Raw genomic sequence first — 24,481 nt, 5'->3', positions numbered from 1 at the left:
ACATTAGTCATTAGTGATGATAGCGGTTTTAAACATAGGTTTGTAGTGAGGACTTTAGTCCGCATCCATCCGAGGACTCGCATTCGGAACGATCGAACCTATTTGCCACCACTCCAGACACTGGCAAAATTTCCCGCGCCGCTTCAGCAATTTGCCAAAATCTCAACTATGCTAACGTAGGCAAGCAGCAATGCCTTGTCACGCAGGCGATTGACATACTTTAAAACAATTTATTTTATTGAGGAGCGGTGTATTCCCTATGGCAAACCTGATCGGCACGGACAGCAACGACTTTATTCTAGGTACTCCGCAGGGCGATCGAATTCGCGGCTTAGATGGCGATGACACACTGCTGGGCGCGAATGGAGATGATACCGTAGAGGGCGACGCAGGCAAGGATCAGCTTCTCGGAGGCGATGGAGCAGATTCGCTGCTTGGGGGTGAAGGAAATGACGAGCTCATTGGCAACCAAGGCCGCGATTTTCTTTCCGGTGGCAATGGGGACGACTCGGTTCGCGGCGGTTTGGGTAACGATACTCTCGATGGCAACGACGGGTTAGACAGCTTGTTGGGAGATGCAGGGGACGACTTGGTTCGTGGTAACGGAGGCAATGATGTGATTGCCGGGGGTACTGGCAACGATACCCTCAGAGGGAATGACGGCGACGATTCCGTGTTCGGAAATAGTGATGATGACTATCTCTACGGGGATTTTGGGAACGATTCTCTCAACGGCGGTAGCGGGCGAGATCAACTGTTTGGCCTTGATGGCAACGACTATTTGGCCGGCAGTGACGGTGACGATACTTTGTACGGGAATGCTGGCAGAGATTCGCTCTTGGGAGAATCCGGCAACGATCAACTATTCGGTGGCAAGGCTGACGATACACTTTCTGGTGGCAGCGGTTTGGATACCCTTCGCGGCGATCAAGGTGACGACTGCCTCATGGGAGATGAAGGTAATGATTTCCTATTTGGTGGCAAAGGTAATGATGTTCTCGACGGCGGTTTTGGCGATGATTCTTTGGCCGGAGGTCTGGGCGACGATACAATTTTGGGTAGTTTTGGCAATGACAATTTATTTGGGGCAGAGGGTAATGATTCTCTGATTGGAGGTGAGGGTTCGGATACTCTAACTGGTGGTAGCGGCAGTGATATTTTTGGATTGGGAGCCGGCCCGGGAAGTTTGGTTTTAATTACTGATTACAATGAGGCTGAGGATTTCTTTGGACTGCCGAGCAGTTTATCTTTCAGTCAATTGCAAGTTCGCCAAGGTAATGGTGCCAATCTCAGAGATACGGTAATTACGATCGACGGGAAGCTGTTAGCAATTTTGGTCAACACTCCGTCGGCGCTGATCGATGCCACTGATTTTATCAGTGTGAGTGGGACGTTTTCCCCCAGGCCGACGACTACGACGACTACGACTACGACTACTACGACTACTACGGGAACGGAAACGACTCCAACTCCGACGACTACGACTCCAACTCCGACGACTACGACTCCAACTCCGACGACTACGACTACGACTCCAACTCCGACGACTACGACTCCAACTCCGACGACTACGACTCCAACTCCGACGGCTACGACTCCAACTCCGACGGCTACGACTCCAACTCCGACGACTACGACTCCAACTCCGACGACTACGACTCCAACTCCGACGACTACGACTCCAACTCCGACGGTTTCGAGGATTCCGACTGCGCCGACTGTTACCGTACCTGATTCAATGGTGTCAATTAGTTCGATCGCCCCGACGCCTACTCCAGGACTTTTGCCGATGCCCGGCCAGATGCCGGTATTTCCTGCGATGCTGCCGAGTCCGATACCCGTACCTCCTACACCTTTCGGGTTCTAGGTGCAACAGCGCCCTTCTGTGATGAGTTTTGAGTTAATGTCAACGTCACCAACTCAAAACTCATCACTATTTAAGGTCTTCCTCAGTCCCGGCCGAGTCATTTTCAGACTTGGCCGGATCGTTTTCTAGTGGAGATAATTGTTGGGCGTACCCCAAGATCGATCGAAGTTTCATACGCTGGATGTAAGGCCAGCCGCCATTGGCTTCAATATTCCTGAGCAGTTTGTAAACTGCTTGGCGGTTGTCGGGAAAAGATGCTTGGAACAAACCGTCCCGAATTTCCTGGTGCGAAGCTTCCAGGGCCCGCAGCAGGGTCAAAAGCAGCACACTGTCTCCCTGACAACTTTCGGCTAAAGTCCGAATCGCCTCTGTCAGCGATTGCAGTTGAGACTGCAACTTTTCTGACTCTAAATTTTTGCCGTTGTCCATACCGCTGCTTCCTTTGAAATCTACAAGGCGTTTGTCCCCAGCCTTTTGGTGAGCCGACTAATCGAGCTAGTGGCGATCGCCATTCGGGGCCAATAAGCAACGTAACTTAAGTGGGTTGACGATCGCAAGATTTATTTCCAATCCAAGTCAGGAAAAGAGCACAACCCGTCGTACCATGTGTATTGGGCTGCGATCCGAACATGATTGAGAAATCATAAGTTCTTGCTGATTTTCACCGCACTAGCTCGATTTTTTGAGTGAAAGCCAGTGTCGGTGAAGCGAGCCATCTGGATCTAAATGCTGCTATGGCGCTGGCCTAGCCTGCCGGCGGGCAATTATATTTTGCTCGAACTAGGGCTTTTTCTTAATATAATCCGATGTTGGATATTGAGGTTGGGAGTCAGGAACTCAGGGCTAAAAGCCACTGAGCTTGTAAGAAATTGCAAGCTGTTCTGACCAGACCCCTATACGGAGGAGACGTTATTTAGGTCACGACACCGGCGAATGCGACGCCAGTTTTCCGCTCTGTCACCTGCGATTAAACAGTTTTAAAGTCACTGAAACAGTGTCGCAGGTCTAACAAGCCTTTATAACCAGGTCGAGGCGAACATTACCCCGCAAGGGAGGCTCCATCAGGAGCGAACATTATGCGTACAGGGTTGTAAGATTTGAGATGGTAATTGTCCCATCGAAAGTACATTACAAAAGTACACCGGACTTTTACAACTCCAAGGCGGTAATGGAAAGATTCAAGGCGATTGAAATCGCCTGGTCGTTTTTCTCTCAGGTCTAAAGACTGTGAGTTTCCCAGTTACCGAGTTTTTTTTATGAAATATCGTGCTTTAATTGTTGCACTTTTAGCATTTTGCATGAGTGCGCTGGTTGCTTGTTCTTCTGCTCCTACTGATACCACGGTGGCGACTACCGAGTTGCTCACCTACGACGAGATTAGAGGTACGGGATTGGCTAATAACTGCCCTAGCTTGGCAGAAACTTCTCGGGGATCGATCCCGATTGAAGCGGGCGGCACCTATAAACTGACTGGTATGTGTTTGCAGCCCACAACTTACTTTGTGAAGGAAGAAGCAGCCAACAAACGCCAAGAGGCAGAATTTGTACCTGGTAAATTGTTGACGCGGTTCACGTCGAGCATTGACCAAGTTCAAGGTACGCTCAAGGTTGGTAATGACGGTACTCTGACTTTTACAGAAGAGGACGGCTTGGACTTTCAAGCAATTACAGTTCAGTTACCGGGTGGAGAGCAAGTACCTTTCTTGTTCACCATTAAAGAGTTAGTGGCTACTTCCGATCCGGGAGTCGTTGCGCTCAATACTTCTACCGATTTTCAAGGGGAATTTAACGTTCCTTCTTACCGCAGCGCAGGCTTTTTAGATCCTAAAGGTCGCGGTGTATCGACGGGCTACGACAATGCTGTCGCGTTGCCGGCTACTGACAATTCCAAGCTGAAACGCTCTAATGTTAAGTTAGCTGACACCCGTACCAAGGCTGGCAAAATTTCTCTCCAAATTGCTAAGGTCAACAGCGCTACTGGCGAAATTGGCGGTATTTTTGAAAGCGTACAGCCTTCTGATACTGATTTGGGAGCTAGACCTGCTCTGGATGTGAAAATTCGTGGCTTGTTTTACGCTCGGATTGAGCCTTCTGTTTCGTAAAATTGTCTTTCTCGATCGATCGAACTCGAGCAGTTTTTTGTCCTAAAGCTACTGCTCGCCCTTCATTAGCCAACAGTCTTTAGAAAGATAACTGAAGACTGTTGACTAATGACTAAATTTATGATTAAAGTGTTATTGACTTGCCAGTTATTAAATTAGAATTTTTGATTAATTGAAGTATTGCGTTTAAACAAATTTGCCACTACAATATGGTGTGAAAAATAAACATCAGTAGAAATACGGATTTTGCTGAACACTTCTCGAATGACCCCGACCCAAAACGGAAGCCCTGACGCTCGCTTAGGGTCGATCGCCAAATTTTAGACCAAAGTTGAAACTCCTAAATTAATCTGTGGAGTAAATTTAAAATCTAAAATTTAAAATCGACTGACTCCGCCAAATCCTTGCACAGTCCCAAACTTTAACTGGTGTGTCTGCTGTCACAGCTTTTAAGTGCTAGGATTACACCACAGCAAGATTATTTTTTTTAGACTAGATTAAAAACCCGGTCTAAAGCAACATCAGTCCCCTGCTCTACCAACCCTTATGCCACCATGTCTACCACAATCCCCAACGAGCTAAAAAGTGAAAATTTGCAATTGTTGCGCGAGTACCAACATTCTGGCTCGAACGAAGTCCGCAATCAGTTAGTTCAATTGAATATTGGACTGGTGAGAAAAGAAGTTTACCACTGGATCAATCAGTGCGCTGAAAGCTACGACGATTTGCTGCAAGTTGGGTGTATTGGGTTGATTAGGGCTATAGAGCGATTTGATATCTCCAAGGGACACGCTTTTAGTTCCTTTGCAATTCCCTACATTCGGGGCGAAATTCAACACTACTTGCGGGACAAAAGCCCTTCTGTGCGAGTTCCGCGCCACTGGTTGGCCCTGGAACGCAAATCTGTCGCAGCGATCAAGGATTTGCAGGTGCAGTTGAACCGCAAACCTACGGATGCTGAAATAGCAGCAGTGCTTGAGGTTTCTGTAGCAGAATGGCAAGAAATTAAGTTAGCGCATCTCAATCGATCGCCTTTAAGTTTAGACGCGCCGGTGCAGGATGAAGATGAGGGGGCGACTTGTCTGGGAGAATTGGTGCCCGATAGCAAATATCGGAGTTTTCAGTTGGCGCAAGAAGATCAAATTCGCGTACAGCAAGCTTTGGCGATGTTGGAACAACGGACTCGGGAGATATTGGAGTTTGTTTTTCTGTACGATTTGACGCAGAAGGAAACGGCCGAACGCTTGGGTATTAGCGCGGTGACTGTTTCTCGGCGAGTTAAGAAAGGGCTGGATTTACTAAAGGAAATTATGACGAAACAGCTTTAGTAAGTTGACAGTTGACAGTTGGCAGTAGTCATTAGTCAGTGGTCAGTTGTCAGTTGTCAGTTACTATCAATGACCAATGACCCATGACCCATGATATCATGTCCGGTCGATTACGATAACAAAAACGGTTCGTAGTGCGGACTTCAGTCCGCAAAATGCTGCGGACTGAAGTCCGCACTACGAACGAATATTATTGCTGTTAATCGATCGGACACGATATGACAAATTTTTAGATGCTACGAACAAATTTATCGAGCCTTTCTAGGGCTTTTTTAATTGTGCCTAAATCCGTGGCATAAGACAAGCGAATGTGGTCGTCTGCACCAAAAGCAATCCCTGGAATAACTGCTACTTGATGCTGTTCTAAGAAAGCATCGCAAAATTGCAGAGAAGTCATTCCAGTTTTGCTGATATTGACAAACATATAGAAAGCACCGTCTGGTTTGATGCAGCTAATTCCAGGGATCGCCTCAAGCAATTCAAATATTACTTCACGCCGATCGGCAAAAGCGAGACGCATTTTTTCGACAGACTCTTGACTGCTTTCCAAAGCTGCGATCGCGCCGTACTGTGCAAAAGTACACACGTTTGAGGTACTGTGACCTTGAACGGTGCTGGTGGCTTTAATTAATTCCGCTGGGCCGGCCAAATAGCCAATCCGCCAGCCTGTCATAGCATAACCCTTGGCAAAACCGCTGCTGACGATCGTGCGATCGAAGATTTCTTTGCCCAGGGAACCGATGCTGACGTGTTTGGCGCCGTCATATATAATTTTTTCGTAAATCTCGTCAGAAACGACTAAAATATCTCGATCGACTATCACCTGGGCCAGCGCTTTAATTTCCGCTGGAGTGTACACCATTCCCGTCGGGTTAGAAGGCGTATTCAGCACAAATAACTTGGTTTTGGGAGTAATCGCCGCACTCAGTTGTTCCGGTGTAATTTTATATCCTGTAGAAGCATCTGTCCGTACAATTACGGGCTTACCGCTGGCGAGTTTGACCATTTCTGGATAGCTGAGCCAGTAGGGAGCCGGAATAATTACTTCATCTCCAGGCTCGATCAGAGCCATCATCAGATTGTAGAGGGAGTGCTTGCCGCCGTTGGTGACAATGATATTTTCCGGTTGATAGTTAAGATTGTTGTCCGATTGGAGTTTGCGGGCGATCGCAGCTTTTAGCTGCAATTCCCCAGCCACGGGGCCGTACTTAGTCTTCCCCGCATCCAAAGCTTGCTTTGCCGCCGCTTTAATGTGTTCTGGGGTATCAAAGTCGGGTTCTCCCGTGCTCAAACTACATACATCAATCCCTTCGGCCCTCATAGCTTTTGCCTTAGCTGCGATCGCCAAGGTTATAGAAGGAGGAACCTCACCCACTCGTGCTGCCAACTTGATCATTGGATTTTAGATATTAGATTTTTGACTTTAGATTTTAGGGCGACAAATCTTGATATTCAACCGCTTCTAACAACCTATCTAAATCTACTCATGAAGAGCTTTCACTAGAGCCAGTCCAAGTCTGCGGTGTAACTTCCTCAATGTAAAAAGTAGTGCATCACTGCTTGCTTACTGCTCGGCTTGCGCTCAACAATAAGCTTGACCACAATTCCCCCGACGCGAGTTTGCGACTTTGAGGTAAAAATATTCAATTGTAGTTAATGATTCATTCGTGCCAGGTGTTTGTTCGGTTATCACACCAACTAAGCCGGGAGCAACTCGCATGAATCAAGCGCAATTGAATTATACAGCTATTGTCACCAGTTTTCAAATTCTGGGTAAATGAGTAGATTTAGCTAGAAATAAACAGATTTCTTGAAACAGATGTTAACCCTGTTGCTATGAAATTATGACATTTGCCCAGGTAGTACGTACACTATCTAGTAATTAAACAATATAAATTCAAAAAGCTACTACTTTTAATTTTAATTTTTTAGTTTTTATGTTTTGCGTTATCATTGTACCATTTTTGATGCCTCGTTACCCTCAACGTCGATCTGCAAGCTTATGGATCTCAAATCTCTGATTCGCGACATTCCTGATTTCCCCAAGCCGGGAATTATGTTTCGAGACATTACAACTTTGCTCTGCAACCCGCAAGGACTGAGCTACACTATTGACAGTTTAGCTGAAAAATGCTCTGAAATGTCTGCTGACTATGTGGTGGGCATGGAATCGCGGGGCTTTATTTTTGGCACGCCTTTGGCTTATAAAATGGGAGTGGGCTTTATTCCTGTCCGCAAACCGGGAAAACTGCCTGGAGAAGTTCTTTTTGCTGAGTACGAGTTGGAGTACGGTGTCGATCGACTGGAGATGCACCGAGATGCCATGAAACCCGGCTGCCGGGTGCTGGTGGTGGACGATTTAATCGCCACTGGCGGAACAGCGGCCGCGACGGCTAATTTGTTGCAGCAAGCGGGATGCGAGCTTGTCGGTTTTGCTTTTGTCATCGAATTGCAGGCTTTGGGCGGGAGGCAGAAATTGCCGGATGTGCCGATCGTCTCGCTAGTTGAATATTAGGTAGTTGAGTGTTAACTGTTAACTGTTGACTGTTGACAAATAATATCCTTTCAGTTTGCATCGGAATCATTCATCTCTCTCCGATATTTCTCTGCGCTCTCTGCGCTCTCTGCGGTTAAATCATTCCGATGCAACTGGAATTAATATCATTCACAAATCTAAAACCTAAAATCTAAAATCTAAAATAGTATGACTTCTATTAAATCTAATCGAAACTGGCGAATGTTGAATTATTTATTTGGCAGCGAGACATTTACTTATGTTGTCAAACGACTGTTGCAGGCACTTTTAACCTTATTTTTAGCATCGGGTCTGTGTTTTGCAATTATTGAACTCGCACCAGGAAATTACTTGGATACTTTGAGTCAAAATCCAAAGATTTCGCCGGAAACACTCAAACAACTCGAACAGCAATTCGGCTTAGATAAACCAGCGATTGTGCAGTATGGGCTGTGGCTGAAACAAATTGTGACGCGGGGGAATTTTGGCACGAGTTTCGTGTATCAGCGATCGGTGGCTTCGCTGCTGTGGGAACGGGTACCGGCGACGTTGTTGATGGCGATCGCTTCTTTGATTGTAACTTGGGCGATCGCACTTCCTTTGGGAATTGTCGCGGCTGTTAATCAAAATAAGACAGTCGATCGCATTTTGCAAGTAGTCAGCTACACGGGCCAGGGATTTCCCAGCTTTATTACAGCTTTGTTGCTGCTATTTTTCGCACAGAATACTTCGCCTCTGTTTCCCGTCGGAGGAATGACAAGTATTGACCATGCAGACTTACCTTGGTGGGGTCAAATTCTCGATTATTGCTGGCACTTAATTTTGCCAACAGTCGCCCTCAGCGTTACTGGTTTTGCTGGTTTGCAGAGATTGATGCGGGGACAATTGTTAGACGTGCTGCGTCAAGATTATATCCGCACAGCACGGGCTAAAGGTTTGCCGGACAATCGAGTAATTTACATTCACGCTCTGCGGAATGCGATCAATCCGTTGGTGACGCTTTTGGGTTTTGAATTTGCTAGTTTGTTGAGCGGTGCGTTTATTGCGGAATTTTTCTTTAATTGGCCTGGTTTGGGTAAGCTGACTTTGGAAGCAGTGAACAATCAAGACTTGTATTTGGTAATGGCGAGTTTGATGATGGGCGCTACGATGTTGATTGTTGGTAATTTGTTCGCAGATTTGTTGCTGAAGGCTGTCGATCCGAGGATTAAGCTGGAAAATTTGAAATAAATAGACTTAATTGAGTAACAGAAGGTATGGAAGGGCGATCGATAATAGTCAACAGTTAACGGTATTCCCATGCCCCCTTCCCGATGCCCCATTCCCCATCTTGGAGTGTTTTATGTCAGAACAACAACCAAACGAACCAATGAGTTTTAGTCGCTTTGCCGACTGGTGCAGGCATATTGACAGTCTTTCAGAAGAAGCAAGGCACACAGTTAAAGTGTTGTTAAACAAGGCTGGAACTGATGACCCTGAAGCAGCGGAGCAGATACTTTCAAGCATGACAACACTCAATCTCAGCCACAATCCAAAAATTACCGACATCAGCTCCCTCGGCTCCCTAACCAATCTGACAGAACTCTATCTCAGCTTCAATGGAACTACTGACATCCGTTCCCTCAGCTCCCTGACCAATCTGACAAGACTGTATCTTAACGGCATTATTGGCGAAAATGTAATTACCGACATCAGCTCGTTGCGATCGCTCACCAATCTGACCATACTGTTTCTCAGCGACAATGAAATTACCGACATCACCTCCCTGGGAGCGCTCATCAATCTGACCACACTCGATATCACCCGAAATCCAATTACCGACATCAGCTCGTTGCGATCGCTCACCAATCTGACCACACTGTATCTCGGTAGTCGTCACATTACCGACATCACCTCCCTGGGAGCGCTTACTAATCTGACAACACTGCTTCTCGGTGGCAATCAAATTACCGACATCAGCTCTCTCGGCTCGCTCACTAATCTGACCACACTGTTTCTCAGCGGCAGTCAAATTACCGACATCAGCTCTCTCGGCTCGCTCACTTCTCTGACAACACTGGAGATCAAAAGCAGTCAAATTACCGACATTAGCGCATTACGCTCGCTCACCAATCTGACAACACTCGATCTGTGGCAGAATCAAATTACCGACATCAGCTCTCTCGGCTCGCTCACCAATCTGAGAACATTGCAGCTCAGTGGCAATAAAATTAGCGATATCAGTCCGTTGCGATCGCTCACCCATCTGACAATGCTGCATCTGGACTCCCGTCAAATTGCCGTTTTCAGCGTGTTAGGCGAACTCGCACAGAAACGTCTGACTCTCTCTACGAGGCCAATTGATGCTGAACAAGCCACAGCAGCGGTCAAAGTTGCCTATGCAGCTATTGGCTTAGAAGCACCCGAAGTGATTATTTGCAGCAGTCCCCGCGACGCTTTTCTGCAAATCTTCAACTTGCTCAAATGCGATCGTTCACCAAACTTTTTAGATCGAGGGTGCAGGAATAGATCGGGGCAAAAGCTAGACTGGAAATCAATGTCCCGATCGATTGTGACAGAATTTGCAAGTCATTTGGTGTGGGAGTATGAGATCCGTGGCATGAGGATCGATCCCGAAGCAGACAGCACGCTGAGTTCGCTAATGAACGAATTTGCTGACGAATATGCGCGATCGGAACCAACTATGGGACATGGTTTTTCCGATTATTTGTCCGACCTGACCTCCCCTGAAACCCCCACGAATTTGTTTAAAGAAATCTATTTAACTGAATTGTATATCTCTTTATTAGGGGTCAATCTTTCCCAAAAGGCACAAGAAATACTTCGCTGCCAAAAGCTGCTTTTAGAGGATTGCGGTTTTATATTTCCCTTTGAAAAGATTTGCGTGGTGTGCGATCGCCCCCGCCACCTACGCTTTGACAGTGAAAACCGCTTGCACGCTGAAGCAGAACCTGCGATCGAGTTTGCGGATGGATGGAATTTTTACTATTATCACGGTGTCAGATTGCCGGAACAATACGGTCAAGTGCATCCCAATTTGTGGAAGGCAGAATGGATTTTATCTGAAGACAATGCCGAAGTTCGGCGAGTTTTAATTGAAGCAATTGGTTACGATCGCATTTGTCAAGAGTTGTCAGCACAACAAATAGATAGTTGGCAGAAATATGAATTATTAAAAATAGATAATGCCGATGTCGAACCGATTTGTTTGTTAAAAATGACTTGTCCGAGTACGGGATTTATTCACGCTTTGAGAGTGCCGCCAGAAGTGCGATCGGCTAGGGAGGCAATTCGCTGGGTAAATGGAGGTATCGATCCAGAGGAATTTTCCATGCAAACTTAATCTATAACAAGTCTAAATCATTCATGAAGATTTGTAGGGGTAGTGGATGGTGCGTGCCTACCCCGAGCTGGACAACTGGGGTATTGCCCCTGCCTTTTATTATGCCAAATCCCCACATATAATCGACTTTATACCGATCGATAGTTATCCCTATACACAAAAAAAAATTACCTTCAGAGACTTTAAGATTAAAATTGAAAATTAATTTCTGACTGTACAGATCCAAAATTAGAGATTCAGCGTATATCACTAATGAACGCAGTACAAGATTTCATAAGTTCACAGCGCTAAAAACTTAAGCTTGGCGGCTTACAGTTGCGTTGTACTTGTCATGACCATACTGCAAACTATCAAATAAGCTGTTCTGCATTTAAACTGTATGTCAAGAAATAATCCAAGTCTTGTGGGATGGGCTTCTAGCCCGTCCCGAATATGCAATTTAAATGCACGACAGCTTAACGCGCTTTTATAGCCTAAAAAATTTCGGTAATATTAGCGCATACTGTGAATTTGCGATTTTTTGTACTGAAAATCCCGCTGCTTTTAGGCACTGGGAATGTCAAATTTAGATGTGCAATATATCATGGCAGAAATTAGAGGTACTATAGAAGCTGACTCGCTTTCAGGCACTCCTGAAGACGATGTTATTTTTGGTTTGATGGGCAATGACATAATTGCTGGAAATTTGGGAATTGACAGTATTTTTGGCGGCAAAGATAGCGATTCAATTGATGGCAATTCTGGCAGAGATTCTCTGTTTGGCGACTTAGGTAGCGATACTGTTAATGGCGGTGAAGATAATGATTTTGTATTTGGCGGCAGAGGCAGTGATGTTATTTCTGGTAATGCGGGTAACGATGTATTGTCGGGCGATCGCGATACTGATATTTTAGCAGGAGGAGATGGTGCGGATGTATTTGTTTTGAGTCGCTATGCTGTTGGCGATCCTTTCCGTACCAGCGGCGGTGTTAATTTGGGAAATGCTGATGCGATCGCAGATTTTGCTAACGGTACAGATTTAATCGGTTTGGCGGGCGGACTCGCTTTTGCTGACTTGAATATTCTGGACGCTGGAAACGATACTGTGATTCAAGATCGGGTAACAGGAGAATTTCTGGCTAGCCTTAGAGGTGTGAATCGAAGCGCGATCGACCAAACAGATTTCACTACTAATATTAGCAGCATTGTTCCCAATCCTCCGCCTCCACCGCTAACAACGGCTTATGCTTTAACTCCGGATAATCGGATTGTCGGTTTTAGCCTTGCTAATCCGGGAAGTGTCATCTCAGATTTGCCCGTGACTGGGTTGCAAGCGGGAGAAAGTTTGCTGGGAATTGATTACCGGCCCGCTAATGGCGTACTTTACGGTTTAGGTAATAGCAATCGCTTGTACACAATTAATCCAAAAACCGGAGAAGCCAGTCAAGTTGGTAGCGGACAATTTGCTGTTGGGTTGACTCCGGGGGCTGTGGGTTTTGATTTCAATCCGACAGTCGATCGCATTCGATTTGTCAATCAAGCGGGTCAAAACGGTCGCCTCAATCCAGATACCGGGGCAATTGTCGATGCTGATACGCTAACGGGAGGAATTCAACTCGATCGCAATTTAGCTTATGCCACGGGCGATGGCAATTCGGGAAATCCTCCTGCGGGTGTGGGGGCTGCTTACGTGAATAACTTTGCGGGTGCAACTTCGACAACTTTGTTTGTCATTGACAGCAATGCGGATGTTTTGGTGAAACAAGATCCGCCGAATAATGGAGTCTTAAATACGATCGGATCTTTGGGAGTTGATGCAACTAGCATTCTCGGTTTTGATATTAAAAGTATTGGCGGCCGCGAAGTTGCGGTAGCTGCATTAGAAGTTGGCGGAATTTCCGGCTTGTACAATATTAATTTAAGCACGGGTCAAGCTTCTTTTGCTGGTAGAATTGCCGACGGAAGACAGATTAACGGTTTGGCTTTGCCTTTGCCTACAGCTTACGCTTTAACTGTCAGAAATGGCACGGAAACAATTATCGGTTTTAACGAAGCGGCACCGCGCGCTTTACTCAGCGATGCTGCAATTACCGGATTACAACCGGGAGAAAGTTTGCTGGGAATTGATTTTCGCCCTGCTAACGGTTTGCTTTACGGTTTGGGTTCTAGCAATCGATTGTACGCGATCGATCCGGTGACTGGGGCTGCAAGTCAAGTCGGTAGCGGGCAATTCGCCGTACAGCTAACTCCGGGCGCTGTGGGTTTTGATTTCAATCCGACAGTCGATCGCATTCGGTTTGTCAATCAAGCGGGACAAAACGGCAGGATTAACCCGGATACCGGGGCAATTGTCGATGCTGACACGCTGACGGGGGGAATTCAACTCGATCGCAATTTAGTGTATGCCACGGGCGATTCCCTTCGGGATAGCTTCGCTTCACGTAATTCGGGAAATCCTCCTGCGGGTGTAGGGGCTGCGTATGTGAATAATTTTGCAGGGGCGACTTCGACAACTTTGTTTGTCATTGACAGCAATGCGGATGTTTTGGTAAGGCAAGATCCGCCAAATAATGGAGTGTTGAATACGATCGGATCTTTGGGGATTGATGCTTCTAACGTCCTCGGCTTTGATATCAGGAGTGTCGGCGGTAACGAGACAGCTTTGGCTGCGATCGATGTTGGCGGAGTTTCGAGCCTGTACAATATTAATCTGACGACCGGTCGGGCTTCTATCCTCGGTCAAATTGGTGACGGGCGATCGATTAAAGGTTTGGCGCTAACCTTGATTTAGATGCTATTGCCCTTGACAGTTGACAGTTACTCTCTCGATGATTCGGCGTTTGAAATCGCTACTACAGAAACTTTCGTCCGCCTGCACGGACTCAAGAATCAAGGAAGCATTAAATCAAGATATCGTAGCCGTTACTAAACACGAACTGCTTAGCCATCCGTTCGATATTTCTTAGTCCCTCTCTGTTGGGACTTTGTTTTTATAGAAGCGGTTTCAACCGCCGCTCGATCGATATGAATCCATCGAGGTGATAATACATGGATTTGGTATGATATTACATCTGCACTCAAAACTATTAATAAGATGCTATCCCAAGTTTTTTACTTGCTACGTTCCCGGGCGGATGGCAAATATCTCTCGGCCAATCCCAATCCAGATTCGGCGGTGAGTTACCTGCTGATGTTTCGCGAAGACTATGATGCTTTGAGCTATCTCAACGCTCACGCTGCTGATGTTGCCGATCGATTCGGGGTAGAATCGATTCCGGGTTCGTCGGTGAAAAAGCTGCTAGAACGTTGGGGTTTTAACGGTGTGGGGGTTGTTCAAGACCCGCTGTTACCCAATATTGAGTTTTTATTGACAAAGAATTGACAATTGACAAGATTTGCGCTTCACCCGGTTTCTAGCAGAAATCGGGTTTTTTGCTGAAGTTTTGAGCCGATCGCCCGATCGACCTTCCCGAGTCCGAAGCCCCATATTTAGTGCAAATTGTGAAATTTGTCAAGGTTTTACCCTAAATCTGAATCCTGTTGTATATTCATAGTCTGTTGATATATTCCGACACGTCAGTACACAACCTATGGTTCGAGAATTAGAGCGATCGAGTGCTAGCGACAAACGCAACCTGTCCGATTTCCCCGACACAGCACCCGCAGCCAATCCAGTATTTTTCAGGACTTACAGCCGCCGTACCGACACGGGAAGGGAAACTTGGGCCGAAGTGTGCGATCGAACTGTCAAAGGCCTGCAAAAGCTCGGAAACCTGACTGCTGAAGAAACAGAGCTCCTACACCGGATGCAAAACGAGCTCAAAACCCTAACCTCCGGGCGCTGGCTGTGGGTGGGCGGTAGCAAATGGATCGAACAACCAGAGAATTTTTCCGGCGCATATAATTGCTCCTCAACCAATATTCTCGACTGGAAAGCCTTCGGTTTGTTGATGGATTTGGCCATGATGGGCTGCGGCACCGGTGCAGTTTTGGAACCCAAATATATCAACCAATTGCCACCGATTCGCAATCGCTTAACCGTGACCATGCAAGGCGAAATTGGCTCTACACCAATTGAGTTACGCCGTCAAGAAACCGAATTAAAAATAGACAAAAAAAACGCAACAATTTATGTCGGAGATTCTCGCCAAGGTTGGGTGCAATCCTATCAGACTTTACTGGAATTATCCACAGATGAAAGATTTGCAGGTGAAGTTCAAGTTATCATTAATTTGAGCGACGTTCGGCCAGCCGGAGAAACTTTAAAAGGTTTTGGTGGAGTTGCAAATCCGGTGAAATTGCCAGAGCTTTATCAGCGGTGCGCTGCTATTTTGAATAAAGCTTTAGGGCGGCAGTTAAATTCAGTAGAATGCTGCGTATTGATAGATGAAGCGGCGGTCACGATCGTTGCCGGTAACATCCGTCGAAGCGCGGGGATTCGTCAGTTTGATTCTGGTGACGAACTAGGCGCAAATGCCAAGGATAATCTATGGCAACAAGATGAAAATGGCAACTGGAGAATAGATCCAGAACGCGATGCTTTGAGAATGGCAAATCACTCTCGTGTTTTCCACTACAAACCTACATTAGAAGAATGTATTGAGGCTGTTAGAAAACAATATTATTCTGGTGAAGGTGCAATTCAATGGGCTGGTGAAGCTGTAGCTAGAGCTAATGTCGATCTACTTTCAACACCAAGTCTGAAAATTGAATTTTTGGCAGCTTATGCACAAGGAAAAGCTAAATTTTGGTTGCAAGAACGCTATCCTGAGATGACTGCTGAGGAATTAGAGCATCGAGCAGTTCGTTTGGGTTTAAACCCGTGTGGTAAGTAATTTTGCCTCACGTTAAAAACCTCGCAAAATCGGAGAAAACTGAGATGTTAATTCCGAGGTAAGTAAGGGAATTAAAAATCCTTTACCACCGTAGAGCGTACCGGGTGAACCTTCTTAATTGAAGAATATAATCCTGGCAAGAGTGCGGGGCATTTACAACTACAGTAAATGAAAAAGTACGCCGAGCTACAGATAAAATGGAATCTGTAGAACTAGAGGATAAAAAGCCTTTAGGATAACAAAACTGGAAATCATTGGCTCTAATTTCCACTGTAATTTGGGTGAGGTTCACCTCAATCAACTTGATCCTTACAACTTCAAAGAACAAGAAGAAGCTTTCACCGCCGCAGGTTTATCTGTCGCGGTACTTCTCAATCACAAATTTACCGAACCGCGCTATCAATACAGCCGCGAATTAGACCCGATTGTCGGCGTATCTTTCACGGGATTGTTCGATTTCTTCGTTCATGCTTTTGGCGTTGAGTGGCTGCGCTGGTGGGTGGAAGGCCGCCCGCAAACTCCCCAGGGAATTGCGTTTAAACAGCGGGAAGAAGAGTATTTGACTGGTTGGCGGGAGATTGTGAATGAGGTAGTATGGGATTATTGCGATCGCCATTCTTTAAAACGCCCCAATCGCTGCACAACCGTCCAACCATCGGGTACCAAATCTCTGCTCACAGGTGCTTCTCCGGGCTGGCATCCGCCCAAAGCCCAGCGTTTTATTCGCCGGATCACTTTCCGCAAAAATGACCCTGTAGCCCTCGCCTGCATCGACTACGGATACAACGTAATTCCATCGCAATCGGACAAGGATGAAAACGGCAATTTGCTGAACAATCCCTTCGACGAACGGTGTACCGAATGGCTCGTAGAAATACCTGTGGCTGTAAGTTGGGCAGATTTACCCGGTGCCGATGAAATCGACATCAACAAATTCTCGGCGGCGGCACAAATGGACTTTTATATGCAAGTGCAAAAGTTCTACGTGCGGCACAACACCAGCGCGACAATTGAGTTGCGGGAAAATGAAATAGAAAGTTTGGGTACGCGGATTTACGAAGCAATTCGCGACGACGAAGGCTACATTTCCGCCGCACTTTTGTCTCGCTTTGATGCCCTGGAAACTTTCCCACGTTTGCCCTTTGAGCCGATTGAAAAGGCAACTTACGAGACGATGTTGAAAGACGTTTTAGTGCGGCGTCAAATTGATGTTTTTCATGTGGCACTGAGTCGTTATGACTTGGGTGAAATGATGGACTCGGGGCCTGCTGGCTGCGATTCCGATAAGTGTTTGATGCCTGAGACTAAGTAGATTTAGCAAGGACTTAAATATGAGAAATCCCCTGGTTTTGGGGATTTCTTTTTTTTGTTGCACAAAAATGATAAAAAAAACTGCGATATCTATTGACATTAGGTTGCAAAATTGGGAATATTATCTGTAGAAATATCTCGCACTATAGAACAAAAACATGAATGCAGATGAAGATATCCTGCAATTACCCCACATAGGTTTAAAGAACCGAGCTATACTTCCCGAACTATCAGGAATATATTACGTTATAGACGAAAAGTTTATAATTTGGTACATAGGAAAAGCAAAGAATCTACGTACCCGCTGGGCCGGTGACAGCCACCACAGACTCGATCAACTACAAAAGCAACGAAAAAAGCTGTTTACCATCTATTACGAGTTAGTGCCTGAATCGCTACTTGATGCTACAGAACAGGAGCGTATTGAGCAGCACAGCCCGCAGTTGAATGGAACTAAAGTCAAGGTTAAGAAATTACGTCCAACAGAAACACTATTACGGGAAACGCTAGCTAACCTTGCCCCTTACAGTTTTATATTAGGTGTAGAATCAGCCCGAAAACAAGACCTGAAGTTCATAGAAGATTCTCTGTATTGGCGAGATAATGGGAGAGTTAAGAAGGCTATTTTGCCTTTGACTGTGATACATATTTGCATAAATGTAAGCGAATTATCGACCGGGACAAGCGGGAACTCAGCGATACGTTTCATCAGAAATATTTTTAGGAAGCGCAGTAATTATTCAAAAAACTGGGAGTCTGCTTCTAAATACAAAAACAGGGCTGAATATTCAGTCAAAGTATTATTAGTTAATGGCTTTGTTATAGAAGTATGTGGAATATGGCAAGAAGCATTAAAATACATTCAAGACTATGAGTTAACTCAACTGGCTAATGTAGATATGAGGGCTGTGGATGAAGCTTCTTTAGTTATTATAAAAAATAAGTGTTTACTTAACTGCGAAGCAGGGGTATTTTTAGCTCCTGACAACCGAGATTATCCATATCATGAGTTTTGTCGCAAAGCAATAGAACGAATATATCCTTATAAGCAAGATTTGGTTAAACTACTATTTAATGAAGAAATTGCTCTAGTAAGTAAGCCGCAAGTATTACCAACAGATACCAGAACTCTACGCGATAGTAAGACGGGTCTTCTTGTCCGGCTAGCTAACCTTGCTGATAAGAAAAGATATATGACGGCATTGTTAACGGAACGCGGTCTTGACTTAAATCTTTATCGGGTTAACAAGTATTTAGAGTCCATACCAAAAGATGATAATTACATAGACAACATCGGAGATACAAGAATGACTGTCTTTATCAAGCCATTTCTTTGGAATATCCCAGAAGTTTATTTGGCAGCCACACTAGATAGAGTGTTTTGGTTACTGCTAGAAACTTACCTGTCGGATTTTACTAAAGTAAAGCTAAACGCAGAAGAAAGATATACAAGCAAAGCCTATGTATCGCCTCGAAGATTTATAGTACCTGCGACACTAACTGTTACCTTAAATGGGAAATGGAAAGCAGGCATCCCATTTGGTTCTAAAGATGATATGTCATATAAAGCAGTTGTAGATATTATCACAAGTCGCTTACAAGCAAGCGGAATACCTAAGCTAAAGTTCTCGTTCACATTAGATAGTATACGCAGCTAGTTACTCACAAATCAACAGTAATATCATTTATCTCTATTTGAAATCTCTATTTGAAAATATCTTTCCGCTTTTGCAACACCAAAGTTACGGTCAAATAAACTGCTGCGTGCAATCCTAAAATTCCCCAATTCAAGGCTAAGTTTTGCCATGTTGGTTCGTAAACTGCACTTTTCTCGAATAACTGCGGTAGGATTGTTCGATCGGGTAATTCGATCGGCTTTGGCACCATCGCGTTCACGTTAACCAAGCTACCGTAAGCCCCCACAGACCAGCGGCTGACTGTCAACCACGAGATATACTGACCGATTTTCTCGATTTTAAACAAACTTCCCAGGCTGAAGAGGACTCCCGAAAAAATAATCTGCGGCACTAACAGCAAAGGCAAAGCGCTGTTAGCCTGACTGCCATTCTTCACAAATGCCGATACCATCAATCCCAAACTCATGCTAGCCAACAGCGTTAAAAATACTGTAATTCCCAAACCCAGCGGCCAAGCGATTGTATCCGGTGACGGTTGTTTAAAACCAATTAAAATTACTGCTGTCATTAGCACTGCTTGCAGCAATGCCAATCCTCCCAGTACCAAAAACTTAGAACCGACATAGGGCAGTAAACCTAAATTCACCAATCTTTCTCGCTGGTAAACGGCGGATTCTTTGACAATTTCTTGCAGAGAACTTGACAAACCTACCCAAATAGCTGCCGATGTAAATACAAACAAAATTCGCAAAGCTAAAAAAGCCAGGGCTGGATCGTCTGCTGTGCCAGTAACTAGCGGTTCTATATCTTTGATTCCGGCTAGCAAAATCGGGCAAACAGCAGCTGTTAACAGTCCTAAACCAACGTTAACTGGGTCGCGTAAAGTTAGCTGGAAATAGCGATGTGCGAGGATAAATAGTTGTTTGATTGGGGAAACTTTCGCGGGTTGGGGAAGTTTGACGGGAGGTGCTTGTTTTTGCGGTGCTTTTGGACTTAAGGGCGCGGTTATGTATCGCTGGTAATAGGCGGAATTGCGATAGGTATTCGCCCATTCTTTGATGACTTTTTCGCCGATTTCTAATTCGTTATAAATATTGGCAAAGTCTGCTTGATTGACTCCAAAGAAATTAGCGGCTTCTGCTGGCGGGCCGAAGTAGCAAAGGTAGCCGTTGCGGCCGAGGAAAACTAGGCGATCGCACATATTGACATTTGCCGTAGCGTGGGTCACCAAAACCACCGTCCGACCTTTATCTGCCAAATTCCGCAGCAGTTCCATCATCTTTTTATCCAGCCCCGGATCTAGTCCAGAAGTTGGTTCGTCCAAGAAAAACAACTTCGGATCTGCCAGCAATTCGACACCGATGCTAACCCGCTTTCTCTGCCCGCCGCTGAGGTCTTTGACAAAGGTTTTTCGCTTGTCCAACATCTCAATATCGGTCAGAGTTTTTGTCAAAACTTGCTCGACATCGACATCCGGTGGCAAGCGCAATTTAATTGCGTAGGTTAGGGCTTCTGTAACTGTTAATTCGCCGTGGACTATATCATCCTGCGGCACGTAACCGATTAAAGAACTGTAGCATTCAAAGTTTTTTCGCAATTCGTCGCCGTTGACGTAAACGGCGCCACGATTTGTGGTTTCAATTCCCAGCAAGGTTCGCATTAATGTGGATTTTCCCGCGCCGCTTCCTCCGACTAATGCCACTAACTGTCCGGGTTCAATTACTAGGGAAATATCGTTGACAAAAGGTCGGTTTAAGTTAATTGCTTCTAAACCGATCGCGTTTCCCGGATCGATAACTGTTAATTCTTCGTTTTGATAAATTAGCAGAAAAGGGCCGATGCGAATTTTGGCGCCTTCGGTTAAAACGGCTGTTTTTTTGATGCGTTGGCCGTTAATAAATACGCCGTTGGCGCTGGTGTCTGTGAGAACGTAGTCTCCGCGTTTGTTGGCTTCTATCGCACAATGGCTGCGGGAGACGATCGGCGAATTTAATTGTAGCGTAGAAGTGCGATCGCGCCCCAAGACGACCGATCGATTTCGCAGAGACACAGACTCCCGCGAACCTAAAACGGCCAGCGCCGGACTTCCGGGATTGAAATAAGTCACCAACACCGGATTTCTTAAATCCGTACCAATCCGCAACTCGATTCCGTGTCGCAAAACGCAGCCTTGAGTCGGAGTTACAGGAGTTTCAGTCGGAAGCACAAATAACCCGCCACTGCTGGGTTTAAGGCCGTCGCCGTCATAGATGCGGTAGTCGTCCCCTTCTTGGCGCAAAATCGCTTGACATCTCGACAACTTCTCCCAATCTTTGGGAACCAGCAAGTCAGCTTGTTGAGGATTTCGTCCCAGTACGTGTTCAGTCTTGGTCAGTTCCAAGCGTACCACTTCGCCTTGATAGTCGATTTCTAAATAGGGGCTGGCGATTAAGTTTGTTTTCTTATGGGTTTGACCTGTCATAGGATTTTAGATTTTAGATTTTAGATTGTGCGAGAATTCTGTATTCAAAACATGAGTAATGTTATACCATGTTTAATAATCAATGCTAACAAGCACCCTGCTAATACCAATTTAATGGGTCGTTGCACATATCTCGATCCCCCTAAATCCCCCTTAAAAAGGGGGACTTTCAGAAAAATCTTGCCCCCCCTTATTAAGGGGGGCGCCAGGGCGATCGGATTCAAGAGCAGCCTCATAAAAAATTGGTATAACCCCAAGCTATTTGCCAAATCAGATAGCTATCATCAAGCTGCTTTGGCACTTCTATACTATTTTTACCAAACTAAATTTTCCCTACCATGAGCTACTGCATTAATCCCAACTGCCGCCATCCAGAAAATCCTCCAACTATCAATTTTTGCCAAGCTTGCGGATCTGAGTTGCTAATCAACGCACGCTATCGGGTAATTACTGTTTTGGGACAAGGAGGATTTGGTAAAACTTTTGCAGTCAGAGACAGAGACGGTACTCAGAAAGTGTTGAAAGTTCTGATGAACAACGATACTCTAGGTGTCGAACTTTTTCAGAGAGAAGCGAACGTTTTGCAGCGGCTGAAGCATCCGGGACTCCCAACAGTTGAATCTGAGGGCTATTTTACTTTCAGAGTTAAGGGTAGCGACAAACCTTTGCACTGTCTGGTGATGGAGAAAATTGAAGGTAAAAATTTGCAGCAGTGGCTGGAAGCTCATAACTACCAACCTATTTCCTCGGAACAAGCTATTGACTGGTTGACACAACTGACGGAAATCTTGAATCTCGTTCACAATCAAAATTATTTTCATCGGGATATTAAGCCGCAAAATGTCATGTGCCGGTCGAATGGAAAATTAGTATTAATTGATTTTGGGGCGGTGCGGGAAGTTACAGAAACTATTCAGAGAGCAACTGGAGAAGTAACTCGCATTTCTTCGATGGGTTACACGCCCGAAGAACAGAAAAAGGGCAAGGCTGAGCCGCGTTCTGATTTTTTTGCTTTGGGGCGGACTTTTACGTATTTGCTGACGGCTCAAGAACCGAGAAATTTGCAGGAAGATCCGCGATCGGGTAAATTGATTTGGCGGAATGTGGCGACTCAAACATCGAAGCCGCTAGCAGATTTGATTGATGATTTGATGGCTTATTTTCCGAAAGACAGGCCGAAGGATACTCAAGTTCTTTTGCAGCGACTTGGTAAAATGGTCGTGAAGCGAAGCTATCCCGTAGGGAATCGCCCGCCATCGCCATCTTCCCATCGCAGAAGTCCTAGATTTGCTTTGGGATGGAAGCCGGCTTTAATGGGACTCGGAGTTGCTGGGGCGATCGCCATTTCCGCCTTCGCAATCCAACATTTCTCTAAAACTCAAGTAGAAAATTTATTAAGTTATCAAAGTTCGGCCCATCAGTTTAAAATCAAATACCCTGAAAAGTGGGAAAAACAAGAGTTGCAAAATCCAGTAATTAACGATGTGGTTGTATTCATCGCCCCCAAAAAGAACACGGCTGATGCTTATCAAGAACAAATTACTGTCAGCATCGAAGATTTGCCAAAACCTATGTCTCTAGATGAATACAATCAGTCGTCTCTCAAGCAAATTAAAACAAATTTTACTGATGTTAAAATTTTAGAAGAAAATCCTAAAACCATTGCTAATCATCGAGGTTATACAGTTGTTTTTGATGATAAAGACGGACAAACCAATACCAAAAAAATGCAAACTTGGACTTTGATGAATAACAAAGCTTACGTGATTACTTACACTGCGGAGAAATCAGAATATTCAGACTATTTGAAAACGGCTGAAAATATGATGAATTCCTTTGAGATAAACTAATTCAGTTTGTAGTAAGGACTTTAGTCCAATTGTTTGTAGTAAGGACTTTAGTCCTGATTTTTTCATAGGAGAAAGGACTGAAGTCCTCACTACGAACCTGGAAAGGACTGAAGTCCTCACTACGAACTTGGAAAGGACTGAAGTCCTTACTACGAACTTGGAAAGGACTGAAGTCCTCACTACGAACCTGGAAAGGACTGAAGTCCTTACTACGAACTTGGAAAGGACTGAAGTCCTTACTACGAACTTGGAAAGGAGTGAAGTCCTCACTACGAACCGGCTTGATTTTGCCACTTTTTCCCGAAATCTGTCAGCGTTTCCTTGGGAATTTGCTGCTGCAACCATTCTAAAGCTCGATTTTGGTGCGGGTGAAGGCCGGCGCGATCGTACACTTTGCAAACATCGACCAAATTAATCGGCCTGTTACCGAGTCTTGCTATCAATTGAGTGCGCCACTCTTCAGCAAATTTCTGCATTGTTGGCGCGGGAATTCTGCCCTGCAACCACTCTAAAGCTCTCTCTTGGTGAGGACTTTGACCGCTGAGGTCGTAAGTATTGCACACATTAACTAAACTCAAAAACCCGATCGGCCCTGCGGCTCTAGTTTGAGGTGGATTTACTCTGGCTGCGGGAGTAGGTGCTGGCCTTGTCGCAGGTGCTGGCCTTGTCGCAGGTGCAGGCCTTGTCGCAGGTGCTGGCCTTGTCGCAGGTGCAGGCTGGGTTACTACGTTTTGCTGCGGCAGACTGCTGGCAGTCTTGCGTTGAGTACCCACACCGCAAACTAAATTATTTCTGCCGTAAGTCGGATCGGAGGGGCGAACATTGATTGGTGTGGTGGCTTCGCAGACAATGGAGACAGTTGCCGGATTCTTTAAATTGGCGTTTTCTTCCAAGAAAATTGCTCCGACATAAGCTTTCATATCCGCAGACTTGGGTATTGCGTAGTGAAAGGCGCCTCTGGTAGTGGTGCGAATTGCAAAGTTGTAATCCTGTGGCAATAAAATACTAAAGGTTTTGGCGATCGACCCCACAGAATTGAGAAAATCGTGGTTGCGAACCACATAGGTTTGCTGGCCGCGCACCATCGCACTAATTGCCGACTCCGCAGGTGATAGCGCTTCCCTAGCTGCGATGCGTTCCGGTTCTGGTGCTGGTGCTTCCGCCTGTGGTGCAGGGGCTGGTGCTGGTGCGGGGGCTGGTGCTGGTGCTGGTGCGGGGGCTGGTACTGGCGCTGGTGCTGGTGCGGGGGCTGG

The 24,481-nt window shown here is 45.6% G+C and carries 17 protein-coding genes; 13 read left to right on the top strand and 4 right to left on the bottom strand.

Annotation, left to right across the window (positions count from 1 at the left end):
* The first annotated feature begins 45 nt into the window (after positions 1 to 45).
* Together QZ918_RS05625 and QZ918_RS05620 are read left to right on the top strand one after the other, a co-directional pair.
* Positions 46 to 180, top strand: a complete 135-nt coding sequence (locus tag QZ918_RS05625) for a hypothetical protein (RefSeq protein WP_293332145.1) — start codon at positions 46 to 48, stop codon at positions 178 to 180.
* 79 nt (positions 181 to 259) lie between these two features.
* Positions 260 to 1,867, top strand: a complete 1,608-nt coding sequence (locus tag QZ918_RS05620; RefSeq protein WP_293332142.1) for a calcium-binding protein — start codon at positions 260 to 262, stop codon at positions 1,865 to 1,867.
* A 66-nt stretch (positions 1,868 to 1,933) separates the two neighbouring features.
* On the opposite strand, the gene QZ918_RS05615 is transcribed toward QZ918_RS05620, so the two are convergent.
* On the bottom strand, positions 1,934 to 2,296 hold the full coding sequence (locus QZ918_RS05615; protein ID WP_293147301.1) for a hypothetical protein: 363 nt from the start codon (positions 2,294 to 2,296) through the stop codon (positions 1,934 to 1,936).
* Positions 2,297 to 3,123: 827 nt separating this feature from the next.
* On the opposite strand from QZ918_RS05615, the gene QZ918_RS05610 reads away from it, so the two are divergent.
* Together QZ918_RS05610 and QZ918_RS05605 are read left to right on the top strand one after the other, a co-directional pair.
* On the top strand, positions 3,124 to 3,969 hold the full coding sequence (locus QZ918_RS05610; protein WP_293147303.1) for a photosystem II manganese-stabilizing polypeptide: 846 nt from the start codon (positions 3,124 to 3,126) through the stop codon (positions 3,967 to 3,969).
* A 554-nt stretch (positions 3,970 to 4,523) separates the two neighbouring features.
* On the top strand, positions 4,524 to 5,297 hold the full coding sequence (locus QZ918_RS05605) for an RNA polymerase sigma factor SigF (RefSeq protein ID WP_293332139.1): 774 nt from the start codon (positions 4,524 to 4,526) through the stop codon (positions 5,295 to 5,297).
* Between the two features lie 229 nt (positions 5,298 to 5,526).
* Here the strand turns inward: QZ918_RS05605 and QZ918_RS05600 are convergent, their stop codons facing one another.
* Positions 5,527 to 6,693 carry a pyridoxal phosphate-dependent aminotransferase gene (locus tag QZ918_RS05600; protein ID WP_293332136.1) on the bottom strand — a complete coding sequence of 389 codons (1,167 nt, stop codon included), beginning with the start codon at positions 6,691 to 6,693 and terminating at the stop codon, positions 5,527 to 5,529.
* A gap of 606 nt (positions 6,694 to 7,299) precedes the next feature.
* Here QZ918_RS05600 and QZ918_RS05595 point away from each other — a divergent pair.
* The 8 genes from QZ918_RS05595 (at position 7,300) to QZ918_RS05560 (ending at position 18,938) form a co-directional block, all read left to right on the top strand.
* Entirely contained in the window at positions 7,300 to 7,812 is a 513-nt protein-coding gene (locus tag QZ918_RS05595) for an adenine phosphoribosyltransferase (RefSeq protein ID WP_293332133.1), read from the top strand.
* A 189-nt stretch (positions 7,813 to 8,001) separates the two neighbouring features.
* Positions 8,002 to 9,042: an ABC transporter permease gene (locus QZ918_RS05590; protein WP_293332130.1), complete on the top strand. Its 1,041-nt coding sequence runs from the start codon at positions 8,002 to 8,004 to the stop codon at positions 9,040 to 9,042.
* A 112-nt stretch (positions 9,043 to 9,154) separates the two neighbouring features.
* Positions 9,155 to 11,155, top strand: a complete 2,001-nt coding sequence (locus tag QZ918_RS05585; protein WP_293332127.1) for a leucine-rich repeat domain-containing protein — start codon at positions 9,155 to 9,157, stop codon at positions 11,153 to 11,155.
* A 556-nt stretch (positions 11,156 to 11,711) separates the two neighbouring features.
* The gene (locus tag QZ918_RS05580; RefSeq protein ID WP_293147315.1) at positions 11,712 to 13,925 is read left to right on the top strand and encodes a DUF4394 domain-containing protein; all 2,214 of its coding nucleotides are present in this window, start codon (positions 11,712 to 11,714) and stop codon (positions 13,923 to 13,925) included.
* 303 nt (positions 13,926 to 14,228) lie between these two features.
* Positions 14,229 to 14,516, top strand: a complete 288-nt coding sequence (locus QZ918_RS05575) for a hypothetical protein (protein WP_293332124.1) — start codon at positions 14,229 to 14,231, stop codon at positions 14,514 to 14,516.
* A 208-nt stretch (positions 14,517 to 14,724) separates the two neighbouring features.
* The gene (nrdJ, locus tag QZ918_RS05570) at positions 14,725 to 15,969 is read left to right on the top strand and encodes a ribonucleoside-triphosphate reductase, adenosylcobalamin-dependent (protein ID WP_293332121.1); all 1,245 of its coding nucleotides are present in this window, start codon (positions 14,725 to 14,727) and stop codon (positions 15,967 to 15,969) included.
* Between the two features lie 277 nt (positions 15,970 to 16,246).
* Complete coding sequence (gene nrdJ / locus QZ918_RS05565) at positions 16,247 to 17,281, top strand: ribonucleoside-triphosphate reductase, adenosylcobalamin-dependent (RefSeq protein ID WP_527250388.1); 1,035 nt, start codon at positions 16,247 to 16,249, stop codon at positions 17,279 to 17,281.
* A gap of 157 nt (positions 17,282 to 17,438) precedes the next feature.
* Positions 17,439 to 18,938, top strand: coding sequence for a GIY-YIG nuclease family protein (locus QZ918_RS05560; RefSeq protein ID WP_293332118.1), 1,500 nt, complete (start codon positions 17,439 to 17,441; stop codon positions 18,936 to 18,938).
* A 46-nt stretch (positions 18,939 to 18,984) separates the two neighbouring features.
* Here the strand turns inward: QZ918_RS05560 and QZ918_RS05555 are convergent, their stop codons facing one another.
* On the bottom strand, positions 18,985 to 21,378 hold the full coding sequence (locus QZ918_RS05555) for an ATP-binding cassette domain-containing protein (RefSeq protein ID WP_293332115.1): 2,394 nt from the start codon (positions 21,376 to 21,378) through the stop codon (positions 18,985 to 18,987).
* A gap of 338 nt (positions 21,379 to 21,716) precedes the next feature.
* On the opposite strand from QZ918_RS05555, the gene QZ918_RS05550 reads away from it, so the two are divergent.
* Positions 21,717 to 23,228 carry a protein kinase domain-containing protein gene (locus QZ918_RS05550; RefSeq protein ID WP_293332112.1) on the top strand — a complete coding sequence of 504 codons (1,512 nt, stop codon included), beginning with the start codon at positions 21,717 to 21,719 and terminating at the stop codon, positions 23,226 to 23,228.
* A gap of 269 nt (positions 23,229 to 23,497) precedes the next feature.
* On the opposite strand, the gene QZ918_RS05545 is transcribed toward QZ918_RS05550, so the two are convergent.
* The coding region (locus QZ918_RS05545; protein WP_293332109.1) for a type IV pilin-like G/H family protein at positions 23,498 to 24,481 on the bottom strand (984 nt) is incomplete at its 5' end.

The sequence above is a fragment of the Microcoleus sp. CAWBG58 genome (assembly GCF_020883045.1).
In the GTDB taxonomy this organism is placed as follows: Bacteria; Cyanobacteriota; Cyanobacteriia; order Cyanobacteriales; family Microcoleaceae; genus Microcoleus.
Note: the sequence above shows the minus strand (reverse complement) of the source record. Positions and strands in the feature narration are given on the sequence as shown.